This window comes from Bacillus sp. BC05(2025), from assembly GCF_056725905.1.
This window is the reverse complement of the sequence record NZ_JBWYRA010000014.1, coordinates 44,913-59,906: the sequence shown is the minus strand read 5'-3', so window position 1 is coordinate 59,906 and position 14,994 is coordinate 44,913. Positions and strand designations below refer to the sequence as shown.

At 34.6% G+C, this 14,994-nt stretch carries 9 protein-coding genes; 3 read left to right on the top strand and 6 right to left on the bottom strand.

Translation table 11 applies throughout. The features are described 5' to 3' along the window. Nucleotides 1–169 precede the first annotated feature (169 nt). Both ACZ76X_RS26460 and gdh read left to right on the top strand, forming a co-directional pair. On the top strand, nt 170–1,027 hold the full coding sequence (locus ACZ76X_RS26460) for a RhaT/GlcU family sugar-proton symporter (RefSeq protein ID WP_479852188.1): 858 nt from the start codon (nt 170–172) through the stop codon (nt 1,025–1,027). Between the two features lie 16 nt (nt 1,028–1,043). Beyond that, the gene (gene gdh / locus ACZ76X_RS26455; RefSeq protein WP_479852187.1) at nt 1,044–1,829 is read left to right on the top strand and encodes a glucose 1-dehydrogenase; all 786 of its coding nucleotides are present in this window, start codon (nt 1,044–1,046) and stop codon (nt 1,827–1,829) included. A gap of 613 nt (nt 1,830–2,442) precedes the next feature. Here the strand turns inward: gdh and tnpB are convergent. From tnpB to ACZ76X_RS26425, 6 genes are all read right to left on the bottom strand, one after another. Then, the gene (tnpB, locus tag ACZ76X_RS26450) at nt 2,443–3,561 is read right to left on the bottom strand and encodes an IS200/IS605 family element RNA-guided endonuclease TnpB (protein ID WP_479852186.1); all 1,119 of its coding nucleotides are present in this window, start codon (nt 3,559–3,561) and stop codon (nt 2,443–2,445) included. Between the two features lie 464 nt (nt 3,562–4,025). Further along, the gene (locus tag ACZ76X_RS26445; protein ID WP_479852185.1) at nt 4,026–7,307 is read right to left on the bottom strand and encodes a VaFE repeat-containing surface-anchored protein; all 3,282 of its coding nucleotides are present in this window, start codon (nt 7,305–7,307) and stop codon (nt 4,026–4,028) included. A 926-nt stretch (nt 7,308–8,233) separates the two neighbouring features. Then, entirely contained in the window at nt 8,234–9,748 is a 1,515-nt protein-coding gene (gene galT, locus ACZ76X_RS26440; RefSeq protein WP_479852184.1) for a UDP-glucose--hexose-1-phosphate uridylyltransferase, read from the bottom strand. Beyond that, nucleotides 9,745–10,914: a galactokinase gene (locus ACZ76X_RS26435; protein WP_479852183.1), complete on the bottom strand. Its 1,170-nt coding sequence runs from the start codon at nt 10,912–10,914 to the stop codon at nt 9,745–9,747. Before ACZ76X_RS26435 ends, galT begins: the two co-directional genes overlap by 4 nt. Nucleotides 10,915–11,096: 182 nt before the next feature. Continuing rightward, complete coding sequence (locus tag ACZ76X_RS26430) at nt 11,097–12,128, bottom strand: galactose-1-epimerase (protein ID WP_479852182.1); 1,032 nt, start codon at nt 12,126–12,128, stop codon at nt 11,097–11,099. Between the two features lie 20 nt (nt 12,129–12,148). Continuing rightward, the gene (locus ACZ76X_RS26425; protein WP_479852181.1) at nt 12,149–13,609 is read right to left on the bottom strand and encodes a glycoside-pentoside-hexuronide (GPH):cation symporter; all 1,461 of its coding nucleotides are present in this window, start codon (nt 13,607–13,609) and stop codon (nt 12,149–12,151) included. A 244-nt stretch (nt 13,610–13,853) separates the two neighbouring features. Between ACZ76X_RS26425 and ACZ76X_RS26420 the strand changes: the two genes are divergently transcribed. Further along, entirely contained in the window at nt 13,854–14,759 is a 906-nt protein-coding gene (locus tag ACZ76X_RS26420; RefSeq protein ID WP_479852180.1) for an AraC family transcriptional regulator, read from the top strand. Nucleotides 14,760–14,994: the final 235 nt, after the last annotated feature.

Sequence of the window (14,994 nt, the reverse complement as noted above, 5' to 3'; positions counted from 1 at the left end):
TTATTTTCTTTTTCAACATGATGTTATTTTTCTTTTATTTTGGGTAAACACATATTAGAGGTAGACAAACGGAAAACTTCTCTTATTCTAAAATAATTCCCTCGACACAAAGATACTGTCTCGTACAAGTATTCAACTTAACAAATATGTTTTAGGAAGGTTAGAAAAAATGGATATTTTATTAGCAATTTTACCAGCCTTATTTTGGGGAAGTATTGTACTCTTCAACGTTAAGCTAGGAGGCGGTCCTTACAGTCAAGTACTTGGAACTACCCTTGGCGCTCTAGTTTTTTCTATCGGTGTTTATATTTTTATAAAACCCGTTTTGACGCCTATGGTGATAATTATCGGAATTATATCAGGCCTATTTTGGGCATTAGGACAAGCCAATCAATTGAAAAGTATTGATTTAATTGGGGTTTCTAAAACAATGCCTATTTCAACAGGAATGCAATTAGTTTCGACTACTTTATTTGGGGTCATTGTATTTCATGAATGGTCAACAACAACATCTGTAGTATTAGGTGTTCTGGCACTCCTTTGTATCATAATTGGAATCGTTCTCACATCTCTCCAAAGCAAAGAAGAGAAAAACAATGAACAAACAGGAAATTTCAAAAAAGGGATCGTGATTTTATTAATTTCAACTCTTGGTTACTTAGTATATGTGGTAATTATCCGCCTATTTGGTATAGACGGATGGTCAGCGTTATTACCACAAGCCATTGGTATGGTGTTAGGTGGAATCCTATTAACCTTTAAGCATCAACCATTTAATAAATATGCAATTCGCAATATTATTCCTGGTTTAATTTGGGCAGCCGGAAATATGTTTTTATTTATTTCCCAGCCACGTGTAGGGGTGGCAACAAGTTTTTCCCTTTCCCAAATGGGGATTGTGATCTCAACTTTAGGTGGAATTTTTATATTAGGTGAAAAGAAAACAAAACGACAATTTATTGCAATTATCATTGGAATTATCTTCATTATTGCAGCTGGCATTATGTTAGGAATTGCAAAAGGATAAAAAGGAGGAAAAAATTATGTATACAGATTTAAAAGGGAAAGTTGTTGTTATTACAGGTGCATCCTCAGGGTTAGGAAGAGCGATGGCAATTCGTTTTGGAGAAGAACAAGCCAAAGTTGTAATAAATTATTATTCAAACGAATCAGAGGCAAATGAAGTAGTACAAGTAGTTAAACAAGTAGGTGGAGAAGCAATCGCGGTAAAAGGAGATGTAACAATTGAATCAGATGTTATCAATCTCATTCAATCTGCTGTGAAAGAATTTGGTACACTGGATGTAATGATTAATAATGCGGGTATCGAAAATTCAGTACCTTCACATGAAATGCCATTAAGTGATTGGAATAGGGTAATTGCTACGAATTTAACAGGGGCTTTCTTAGGGAGCCGGGAAGCAATTAAATATTTTGTTGAGCATGATATTAAAGGTAGTGTTATTAATATGTCAAGCGTTCACGAGCAAATTCCATGGCCATTATTTGTACACTATGCAGCAAGTAAAGGTGGCGTTAAGCTAATGACAGAAACATTAGCACTAGAATATGCACCAAAAGGAATCCGTGTAAATAATATTGGCCCTGGTGCTATGAATACGCCGATTAATGCTGAAAAATTTGCGGATCCAGAAAAACGTGCTGATGTTGAAAGTATGGTTCCTATGGGATATATCGGAGAACCGAAAGAAATTGCAGCGGTAGCAGCATGGCTTGCTTCTTCACAAGCGAGCTATGTAACAGGTATTACAATGTTTGCTGATGGTGGTATGTCGCTATATCCATCTTTCCAAGCTGGACGTGGTTGATTGATATATAACTAAATTAGTTAAATTCAATAAGTTTAAAAGCGGCAGTTAGCTTTTTTATTGAATAACTTTTTAATTATTCGTGACATCACATGCATTTTGCAAAAGATAAACTTTTCTTTCTGTAGAATTATAGGAAAGGATAAAGTTGTTTTATTTTAGGTTTACAATTTTGCTTTAGTTAAATGCCGAAGGGTAAAGAAGCCCTATAATAAATTTAATATTATAATCAAAACAAAGGAATCTCTTATAATAAGAGATTCCTTTGTTTTGATTATATAGTTACCTATTTTCAATTTCCAAGTAGCCAATTTATATTGTATATTTATAGGTGCCTAGGATAAAGTATAATATCATTTGAAATCAGTTTCCCTATAGTCTGTGTATGAGCAGCATCTTTGTATAATTGAACCATAATAACTGTAGTTTCTTTTTCACAAACAGTACCTATTTTTAGTTTTTTTATTAGAGTTTTTGAAGAAAAGTTTCCAAGCATTTAAAAGTTATGATTTCTCAAAATGAGACTACATTGAACTACTCACCACTTAACGTCCTTACGGACTGTTTGAAGTGGGAGATTCCTAAGTACAGAAGCCTAACGACTTCTAATTCATTAGGCTATCCCCGTAGTTCCTACGGTTAGAAGCCTTAAAGCTTCATTTTTAAGATTGATACTTGCGTTAATATCTCTGTCGTGATGACTATTGCACTCAGGACAATCCCATTCACGAAGATTTAGATTCTTAACGTCTTTATTTTGATACCCACAACAAGAACATAATTGGCTTGAGGCAAATGTTTTGGATACCAGAATGACTTGTTTTCCATACCATTTCGCCTTGTATTCTAGCAACATTCTAAATTGTGACCAAGATACTTCACTAATCGCTTTTGCTAACTTATGATTTTTCAACATATTCGATACTTGCAAATCTTCTATACCGATAACATCGTGGTTTTTGATGATTTCAGTTGAAATTTTGTCCAAGTAATCTTTTCTAGCATTAGCTATGCATTCATGAATTCTAGCTACCCTAACTCGTTGCTTATTCCAGCGAGAAGATCCTTTCATTCTTCTAGAAAGAACACGCTGTGCTTTTGCCAACTTCTCTTCCAATGAGCGAAAAAATTTAGGGTTTTTATAGGTTGTTCCATCTGACAAAATGGCGAAATCTTTTAATCCTACATCCATTCCAATATAAGAATGTGTTTTCGGAAGTTCTTGCACTTCTGTTTCAACTAACAATGACACAAAGTATCTGCCAGAAGGGTTCCGTCTAACCGTAGCATTTAAAATACGTCCCTTTACTTCACGAATTTTGGCAAATCGAACAAGACCTAGTTTCGGCAATTTCATTTTGTTTCCCACAACAGCAATGTTTTCATTTGTTTGTTTTGTGGTATAAGATTGTACGTTGTTCTTTTTAGATTTGAAACGCGGGGCACTGTTTTGTTTTTTAAAAAAGCGTGTATAAGCATCCGCAAGGTTGCGAACAGACGATTGAATAGCAATACTATCCACTTCTTTTAGCCAAACAAACTCTTTCTTCATGGCAGGAAGTTTGGCAGAGCATGTACCATATGTCAAACCTTTTCCTGTTTCTTTGTATGCATTATCCCATAGAGATAGGAAGTGATTGAATACAAAACGAGAACACCCAATCGTTTTATTGATTAGGATCGCTTGTGCTTTATTTGGATAGATACGAAATTTATACGCTTTATTGATCATCCTTCGTTTCACCTCCATTTCGATATATGTCTATTATATACCAAACATACATTCGATTGATAGTGAAGTGATTATGACAAATTGTCCGGTAACACTTTACATATGTCGAACAATTAAGATGACTTCCTGCCATCTCTTGTTCGAAGCCAATTCATCTCCCACCTACTCGCTGGGCTACGTCCTTCACGCTCCTTGAGGAAGGAGTCTTCTTGGCTAAATTGATAAATGGTGTTGAATAAATCGAGAATGGTGGTTTACAATACGAAAAATATACAGGAGTTCCTAAAAAAACAATTATTAAATATCCATTAGCCCTAATTTCAACTATAGCTATAATAAAAACAGGCTTTGATTTGGGCTCTTTTATAATAAAGTTAAAATACATTTAAATCATAAAAAAGCAACAATTACTAACATAAAAATAAGCACATCCTGTAAAAAGAGATGTGCTTATTTTTTAAATTTTATGCGTTTTTACGTTTTAAGAAAATTACTCCACCAACAATTAACAGTAATGCGCCTGCAGCCATAGAAATCCAACTTGTAAGATTAGCACCTGTTTGTGGTAACCATCCAATTTTAGATTGAACTTCTTTTTTAGGTTGTGGTTGTTCTTTTACTTGCTCTTTTGGTTGCTCTGGTGTTGGCGTATTTTTATCTGGTTTTGGTTGTTCCGGTTTTGGTTGTTCCGGCTTTACCTCTTTAAATTTCACTGTTTGTCCTTTATCTTCAATTTCAGCGTGAATAGCTACTAATATATTATCTTGATACATTTCTTCAAATACTACTACTTCTTTACCTTGTAATGCAGAAGCATTAAATGTGAAATCTAGTGTGATAGAACCATTCTTCTCTTTAGCAGTAAACTTAGATTCTACTGTTACTTCTTTACCATCAACTAATAATGGCTTTTTTGTTGCTTTATCCATTAGTTTACCTTTTACAACGTACTCTTTACCCACGATTAAGTCTTTGTATTCCACTTTATCTTGGATTGTTACAGATTTAGAAGCATCTAACTCTTTAGAACCATCAGCTTTATTTGTAGCTGTCGTTTTAATAGAAGGCTCTACAAATCGAACTGTTTGACCTACATCGTTAATATCAGCGTGAGTTGCAATTACTTGACCCTCATGTAATAAGTCTTCAAACACGACTACTTCTCTTCCTTGCTGTTCAGCACCAACAAACGTAAAGTCTAATGTTACAAAACCATTCTTTTCTTTTGCAATAAATTTAGTCTCAGCTGTTACTTCTTTACCATCAATTAATAGTGGTTCGTTAATAGCTTTGTTCATTAATTTTCCTTTTATAGTGTACTCTTTACCAACAACTAAGTTAGTGTACTCCACTTTATCCTGGATTGTGATAGAATCCTTTGAATGAATCTCTTTTCCACCATCAGCTTTGTTTGTAGCAGTTGTTTTTACTGATGGCTTAACGAACTTAACTGTTTGACCTTTATCATTGATATCAGCATGTGTCGTAACAACTTTTCCGTCTTTCAGTAACTCTTCGAATACTACTACTTCTTTTTCTTCTAAACCAGTTGCATCAAAAGTGAAATCTAATGTAATAGAACCAGCAGCTTCTTTTGGTATAAACTTCGTTTCAGCTGTTACTTCTTTACCATTTACAACGAATGGTTTATTAGTCTTTTTATCCATTAATTTACCTTTTACAGTGTACTCTTTACCTACTTGTAGGTCTTTGTATTCCACTTTATCTTGGATCGTTACAGACTTAGAAGTGTGCATTTCTCTTGTACCATCTTTTTTGTCAGTTGCTGTTGTTTTAATTGAAGGAATCTTCTCATCTTTGACGATATGTTTAATTATTTGACCATTCTCTTTGATTTCAAAAGAAAACGTCTCTTCATTTAAGATATAACCGTTTGGTGCAATAGTTTCTTTATATGTGTATTTTCCAAATGGTAGCTTTTCAAATTTAGCGATACCTTTATCATCTGTTTTACCTTTTACTACTTCTTTTCCTGCTTCGTTATAAATCGTAAATTCTGCATTTGGAAGCTTATTGTTTCCATCCGCAACATCTACCTTTGTAATTTCCAGATCACCTTTGATTAGATGATTAACTGCTAATAGCTCAATAATTTTTCCATGTTCCTTTATTTCGAACACAATTGGTTCTGTAACAAGAACGTAACCATTTGGAGAAGTCTTTTCTACAAATGAATACTTACCATACGTTAGATTTTTAACATTAATCTCGCCATTTTTATCTGTCTTATATTCGCCAATTACTTTTCCACTTGCATCTTTTAACTCGAATACTGCATCTTCTAACTTTTTACTAATATCTTCGGTATCTACTTTTAATAGTTTTACACTACCTTTTACTTCGGTATTTTCCACTGTAAAAGTAAGTGTTTTATTGTGCTCTTTAATTTCAAAAGGATACTTTGTTTTATTTCCGATATATCCATTTGGTGTTTTTGTTTCTAAGAAATAATATTTACCAAATGTAAGGCCTTCAACCTTTGCAATTCCATTTTCATTTGTTACTGCCTTTTTCACTTCTTTTCCATCTTCAGTAAAAACAGTGAATTCAACATTAGGTAGCACTTTACCTGAATCACTAAGTTTTTTTATTTCAATGTTTCCCTTTGCCTTGTTGTTTACTATTTGAACAGCTCCTGTTTCTCCTGTCTTAACTTCAATAGTTTGTGGTTTATCACCTAAAACATAGCCTGTAGGTGCTTTTATTTCTTTTACAGTATAAGTACCAATTGGCAGGTTATTTAATTCTGCCGTACCATCAGCATCAGTCGTAATTTTTCCAACTGATTCATTATTCGCATTAAAAACCTCGAATACCGCACCAGCTAATACTTCTCCACTTTCTCCAACTTTTTTAATTTTTAAAGAACCAGCAGCTTCCCAATTTACTGCAAGGTCACTACTAAGCTTTTCTTCATTTCTTTCTAGTAATACTGTAGCATTCTGAACAGTATCCGTACCGCGGTAAGCAATTGCTTGAACTTTTGTTAAGTTTGCAGCAACACTTAGATTAAATTCACCTGTTTTAGTATTTTTAGGAATTTGGATACGGAATTTCTCTCCAACTGAAAGTTGATCTTTCACTTCACCATTTTCACTAACAATTTTTATTCCATTAGGTGCATTTTTCGCTACTACTTTATAAGAACCACTCTTAGCATTTGTTTGTACTGTATATAGATTCGTTTCGAAGAACTCACCTTTTAATTCTGCTTTTTGCTTTTCAGCAGGAATCACATTCATAAAAATATCTTGAGTATCTTCACTTTTGTTTGCAGCATTAATAATTGTCTTAGCCGCTTTTTCAACATTTTTATTCTCATGTTTTAATTCATTTACATCAAGTTGACCTAATGCATTCCAAACCGCAAGCTGAGTTGCATAATGTGCTTCATTCTTATTAGCTACTCCCAGTTGTTCTGCACTTTTTTGTGGGAAACCATTTAATAAGACCCTATATACTACATTATCTGTTTTCCCCATTTCAGGAAGATTTTCACCATTTGGTGATTTTAATCCAAGAGTTAAGCAATAAGCAATTTGACCGCTTGAATTTTTAATAATTTCAGTTCGAATGTACTTACCTAGACTATCACTATAACTCCAGTCCATTGAATATTTCTCGTGCGTCATAACCTCTGCACTAGCCCTTGGTAAAAATACATTAAGGAATAATGCCAGTACTGATAATAATGTAAAAACTCTTATAATAACTCTCTTACCCAATTTTGAAACCTCCCTAAAATAAATTAATCCGATTGTATATCGCAATATCTAAAACATTCACGACCAACCCGAGTATCATTATAAAACAACAAATTACAAATATTAAATACATTTAATAATAAATTCAAAAAATTTACATATTTTAATATTTTTCAAGTTTTCAAATGAAATTACTATATACAAACCTCAAAACACGCCCACAATTAACAAAACAAATATGTATGTTAAGTATGTTAATAGCAGTTCTTTTACTCAAGTTATTATGCTTCTAACTTATACAACCTTTACTACAAGGAAATCAGAATACCATATAGGTAGAAATAATGCGTTAGTAGAGCCTTTATTGAAATAAGCGGTGCTACAGGTCCAGCGGAAGCCTTCTAAATCAATTTCTTTAATTATTAAAACTTCATCAATTTAATGTATCTCCTTTATCCTCCTTCAAAATAAAAAGCACCCGAATGGATGCCTAGATTAAATTTATATATTATCAATATCTCTACTTACATGATTGTTTGGTTTTGAATCTAACAAGATTCCTATGTCAGGTGGCATAGTTAACTCTACACAAGCTTCTGGTTAATCATCCTCATTAAAATAATAATCCTTTACCTTATTCAATCTTTCATTTTTTTATTATCACTCATATGGAACAATATACTATTTTTGTAATTCTCACATGATCTATACATCTATTGCATAATGAAAGGACAACTATGTATCAGCTGCCCTTACGTCAAAATTTTATGACTATAAATACATTTCTTATCACGTATATCCGCGCTTTTTTATGTAACGATTTGATATAAACAGTCAATAGACTATCGGTTACTGCTACCTCATAGCCATTTGTGATACATTAACTGGAAGACATGTGAGCCAATATCCTGTACCACTTAAAATAAATACTGTCATCTAGTCATCACCTATCCATTTATACTTTGTAATTCCTTAATAAAGCGCTCAAACCCCGCTCTTCCCTCTTTATTCACCTTATAAACCCCAGCATCTTCTAAGACACGTTCAAATTTCTTTGCAACTTCAGTTTGAAGAAATCTTTGGATGTTTTCCTCTGTATATCCACCTTGTTTTTTTAATTCATCTGCCCATTTTTGATGGATTTCTGGAACATATTCCCCCTTATCTAACAAGTACAGCTCAATTTCATGAAGTTCCTTAATCAAACGTGGCGGTAGAATTGCAAGTCCCATGACTTCAATAAGTCCGATATTTTCTTTCTTAATATGCTGTACATCTTGATGTGGATGAAAAATTCCATCAGGATATTCTTCACTCACATTATTATCACGAAGTACAAGATCAATTTCATATTTCTCTTCACGGCGCCTTGCAATTGGTGTAATCGTATGATGTTTTGTTCCATCTTTTGATTGTGCACAAATTTGTAAGGATTCATCCGAATAATTCTTCCAACTTTCATAGATATAGGTACTGGCATTAATGAGTTCTTCTTTATTTAGGGAAGAGAGACGAATCACACTCATTGGCCAGTTGACAATACCACAAGAAGTATTTGGATAAGCAGGTAATTCAAATGTTTTAAGAACGTTCTCCTTTGCCATTGGAAAGATATGGCGTCCGGCTTGATAATGATCATGGCTTAAGATAGAACCTCCTACAATAGGTAAATCCGCATTTGAACCAATGAAGTAATGTGGCATTGTTTCTACAAAACAGAACAAACGAGAAAATGTCTCACGAGAAATTTCCATTGGACGATGCTTTTTAGATAATATGATGGAGTGTTCGTTAAAGTATGCATATGGTGAATATTGAAACCCCCACTCTTCTCCATCTAGTTCAATATCAATGATTCGGTGATTACTTCTACCTGGATGGTTCAAACGACCGAAATACCCTTCATTTTCAATACAAAGTAAACATTTTGGATAATTACCCGTCGATATATTTCTAGCTGCCATAATCTCTTTAGGGTCTTTCTCTGGCTTGGATAAATTAATGGTAATCTCCAGTTCGCCATATTTTGATTCTGCTACATATTGAATATTTTTTTCAATCGCACGTGTCTTTATGTAATCATTTCGTTTACTAAGTTCAAAGAAATAATCCGTTGCTTGTTTAGGACTTTTACGATATTCCTTCTGAAAATTCGCATTAACTTTAGATGGAAGTGGTGTAATTACATCCATTAAAAGCGCTTCAAACATATCACGATTAACTTGATTTTGAGAGATACTTAGATTTTCCATCGCAATACCTAAAAGCGCATTTAACAGCACATGTGGGTTCGTTTCGACTACGCTAGTAATCTCCCCCATGTCCGATTCTCCAATCAAACGTAATAGTTGATTGTGGGTATAAATTCGATCAACTTCCTCAATAGCTCCATTATTAATTGCAAGTGTAGTAAAATCATAAATTGCTTGGCTTGTTTTCATCTTTTTCACCCCATTCATCATCCGATTATTGTAGTTCCACTACCAATGTGTGCTACATAAAAGACAGGTGCATATCCTATAACTTTAAGATATTCATCATAAACCTTGTTTTTAAAAGCATGGATTTCACTTTCTTTTACTAATGCGATGGCGCATCCACCAAATCCAGCCCCAGTCATACGTGCCCCAAGTACCCCCTCTTGCTTTTGCGCAGCGGCTACCAATGTATCTAATTCCAGCCCAGTAACTTCATAATCATCCCTTAAAGATGCATGAGAAGCGTTCAATAGCTTTCCGAATTCTTCTAAATCATTTGCAATAAGAGCTTCTTTTGCTTTCTTTGTGCGCTCATTTTCATAAATTGCATGCTTAGCGCGTTTAATTAAGATTTCATCCCCTATAAGAATTTGATTTGCATCAAATTCTGCTTTGCTTAGTTCTCCAAGTGCCTTAATTTCTAACTTTGTTTGGAGACATGCGAGTGCTTCTTCACATTCAGCACGGCGTTCATTATATTTTGAATCTGCTAGTTCACGGCGCTTATTGGTATTCATAATTACAATAGCATAGTCATTCAAAACCACTGGTACCATTTCATACTCTAACGTATTGGTATCTAGGAGAATTGCTTTGTCTTCTTCACCAAATCCAATGGCAAACTGATCCATGATGCCAGAGTTCACACCAATATATTCATTCTCAACTTTTTTACCCATTTTCACTAATTCAAGTCGTGTCACATCTAAGTTGAACAGGCGTTCTAATACTACGCCTACAAGTAATTCAAGTGATGCACTACTTGAAAGACCCGCTCCATTTGGAATCGTCCCTTCAACTAATAATTCAAAACCAGAGTCTATTTTATGACCAGCTTCTTTCAACGTTAAAAGAACTCCTTTTACATAATTTGCCCAATTGTCATTTTTATCGTAATTTAGTTCATTCACGGTAAAGTCAATCACTCCAAGTTTCTCAAAGTTTGTTGAATAAACTAATACCCTGTCATCCTCACGACGCCTAGCCACTCCATAAGTCCCATATGTAATAGAAGCTGGGAATACATAGCCACCATTGTAGTCTGTATGTTCCCCGATTAAGTTAATACGCCCTGGAGAAAAATATTGGGTTGTTTCTTGATCTCCAAATATCTCAGCAAATTTTAAAGCCAGCTCACGTTTCTTTTCCATAAATATAAACCTCCCTTTTGCATTCATTTTAAAAATAGAAATCATTCCATTATTCATTCGACTACTTCTAACAGTTCAACACTATTTCTAGACACAACATCGTATTTTAAGTAAGTTGCGATAACGGTATCTAATCCTTCTATACATGTTTCATATTTTAAGAGACTATCAAAAATTTGCTCTCAAATAATATGAAATTCTGTCACCGTTTGATAAGCTGAATCCGCCCTAAGTACCATATCTCCAAAACCAAAAAACTGTTCAGCCCCTGGACAAACCTGTGTTTCAAAAGTAATCCCTCCATGGTTTGCAAGTTGCTTGCCATGCATAAGCGGTGTATTTTTACCGAAATTTGCTGTAAAGATGACGACGCTGGGTTCTTTTGTGGCTACTTCAATAGAAACCAATTCATCCGGGCTAGTGAGTTTCACTGAACTATGTGAAAGTTCGGGTCGATTCAAGAAGAATGGATGATCAATTCCATCCACTAATTCCTTTTGAACAAAATTACTACCGAAGGTTTCTTTGAGTTTCACTGGCTTTCTAAAATCAAATGAAGTCCCTTCTACAGGTAACTTCACACCAATTGGAACACTTTCCAAATCTAATGGTGCAAATTGATCACTATCCACCCACAATGTGTGTTCATTTACGGGTTGTGCTACATCACCAGTTAAGTTGAAATATACGTGATTTGTTGGATTGAATAAGGTATCTTTGTCACTTGTCGCTCTAGTTTCCACTTTCCAAACATTGGTGTTAGTCAATGTATAACATATCTCAATATCAAGGTTCCCTGGAAAACCATTTTCACCATGTGGACTCACCATATGAAATACCACTGAGGCCTCATCATTATTCTCGACAACACAATATTGCCACTTTTTACTTTCAAACCCTGGGGTACCACCATGTAAAGTGTTCCCAGTTTTCTCATCAACTTGTACTTTATAGATTTCCCCATCGATTTGAAAAGTTCCATTTCGAATTCGTCCAGCTACACGTCCGATTGAGGCACCAATATATAAATCCTTTTCAAGGTATTCCTTTGCTGTATCAAAACCAAGTATAAGCTCACGTAAACCATGTGTTGTTGGTACCTTTAAACTTGTAATACGAGCTCCTAGGTCTGAAACTTTCAATTGAAGGCCGTTCAGATTGGTAATAGTGATACTCGTATAACCGGCACCGAAATCTTTTGTTGTAATGTTCATTTTAGATTTCCCCAACTCCTTTATTTAGAATGAGCATGTGCAGCACTAGAACTAAAACCTTCTGCTGCTTTCTCACTATGATTTAGCCTTGCTTCTAATTCTTTGACAATTTGTACATGCTTTTTCTCTGTCAATGTGATCTTCCATGCGAAAATTATAGCTGAAAAAATCATGAGTACTGCTGGAAGATAAAACGCATAAAGATGGAATGTCGAAATACCATTAGCACTAATATCTGCTGCTGTAGCATTGCCAGTCATCCCAGAAGCAACAGCTACAAACCCAACGATTCCATTTGATAAAGCTCCCGCAATTTTATCGAGTAATGGACGAATTGATAGTGTCACAGCTTCATTACGGGTACCATTTTTCCATTGTCCATATTCAACTGAGTCTGTAATAGTCATTAAAGCGGAAAGGAAAATTAGCTGCTGAGGAAAATAGAAGAGAACCAATCCCACAATGACTACCAGTAAACTTGTTCCAGCTAAAGTGAAACATACGTATGCAAGAAGCATCATTACAATTCCGCCAATATATACAAACCTTCTTGAAATTAACTTCGTGAGTGTTGGGAAAAGCGGAACAGCAATTAAACCTAGTACAGCTGCAATTAGTCCTACAATCCAGAACTCACCTGAATTTCCTAAAATATATTTGAAGTAGAAGAATAACACGGCGGTAGTTGCAACATTCGCAATGGCATATGCAATATATGATAGTGCTAACCACATCAACTGATCGTTTTTCGCAATAGCTTTAAAAATATCTTTAAGGGTTGCTTTTTCTTGCTGCTGACGAATTACACTTTCATTTTCTTTTGTGCCAAACGCTGCAATAACGGCTGTCCCTCCAGAAATGACAGCTGCAATTAAGCCGAACCAAAACCAACCAGAGGCGCCTTGAGAATGTTCACCAGTCATCAAGAAAGTAAAGAAGGTGACGATTGGTACAACTGCGAGTGTAGTTCCGTTCGCACCAAGTGATGAGCCCAGTCGTGCAAATGTTGCTAATTTTTCTCGCTCCTTGGTTTTAGTGCTTAACGCTGGAATCATTGACCAAAAGGCAATATCCTTAAATGAATAAAAGCTATCGAGTAAGATATAAACAATTGCAAACAAAATGATGAACAATGTAGTATTATGAATTGCAAGACCAAAGAAATTGGTAAATATGCATACAAGAAGGATAGAACTAACTAAACCACCAACAACTAACCAAGGCTTAAACTTCCCGAATCTCGTTTTTGTGTTGTCAATTATTCCTCCAATAATCGGATCAAAAATAATTTCTACCAAACGGATTACTACAATTAAACTCGTAACAATTCCAATCATTTTTCCCGCTGTTTCTTTATCTGCCCCAGTGAACATCGCACTCGTAACAAAGACCATAAAATAGGTGCTCAAAGTTACATAAAATATGTCATGACCAAATGCACCTAAAGCATAGGAAACACGTTGTTTAAATTTTTTAACCATTTCATTCCCCTTGTGTGAAATTCCCCTCCACTTAGTTTTAATAAAAGAGAGAAAACGTTTTCAATGTTATCCATAAAAAATGAAGAATTACATTAACCTTCCTATGGTTTTCTTTTTCATGTATAGTTTAACAAGAAAGCGTTTTCTGTTTTATATCATTTTGTGACCTTGATTTAACCTTTTGTTGCGTTTCCTGCTTCAAAAGGCATATTGGTTATAGTAATCTCGAAGAAGGGAGAAGCACATGGAACAAGCAGTATTTAAAAAAAAAGAACACCACCACTTCTCGAGCGAACTTTATTTTGATTTTTGCGGTTTTTCCAAAACACTACCTTTTCATGCATTTGGTCCTACTGTACGTAACAGCTACATTATTCATGTCGTGCTAGATGGAAAAGGGAAGTACTATGTAAAAGATAAAAAATATTCATTAAAGCAAGGGGATCTTTTTCTTATTCCTCCAGGAGAGTCTACCTTTTATCGTTCAGACGCAGAGGAACCATGGTTGTATGCATGGCTTTCTTTTGGTGGGAAGGTTGCAGAAGAAATTATTAATTTTTCAAATTTTAAAGGTGATAACTACGCTGTTACCTCAACTAATATTCAACAATATTTGGAGATTATCTTGGAGTGTATGAATTGCTCCGAAAGTACATTAGAAGATGAATTAAAGTTGAATGAGCTAACCTATCGTTTTTTAAGATTATTTCTTACAGATGGTAGTTCACTCTCACCAGGAGTAAAACAAAAATTTTCACGACTCGCAATTGAAGCCATGATATATATTGGAGAGCATTATATAGAGGAGATTACCGTAAGTGATTTAGCAAACCATCTTGCGGTCAATAGAAGCCATCTTTCTCGGGTATTTCAAAATCATTTTGGGATGAGCATGAAAGACTGGATTATAAGGATGCGTATTAATCACGCAGCATATTTACTTTCAATGACTAATGAATCGGTAGAAAATATATCTTATCAGGTTGGTTTTCATAGTTTAGCAGCCTTTAGCCGCATATTTAAAAAAGTGACTAAGGAAACTCCTACGCACTACCGAAAACGTATGTCAAAAGATAATTTCCAATCAACCTCTTTATCAAGCTTGAGGTTATTACTTGATAAACAAGATATTATTTCACGGGCCACCTAGGAAAATTGAAAATAAATTTTTTAAAATCCAAAACACGATACGTATTTTGTAAACTGTTACTCATTAAATATTCAAGATATATTTCCGTGTATATTTTGCTATCATTTAGTCTTGCACCAGAATCATTAGTTGCGAGCATAATAAAAGTCAAGGCTATCAATATAGCACTTGACTTTTATTTATGTTTTATATGGGAGCTATTACACAATCTGCACATCAAAATGTATTTTGTAAC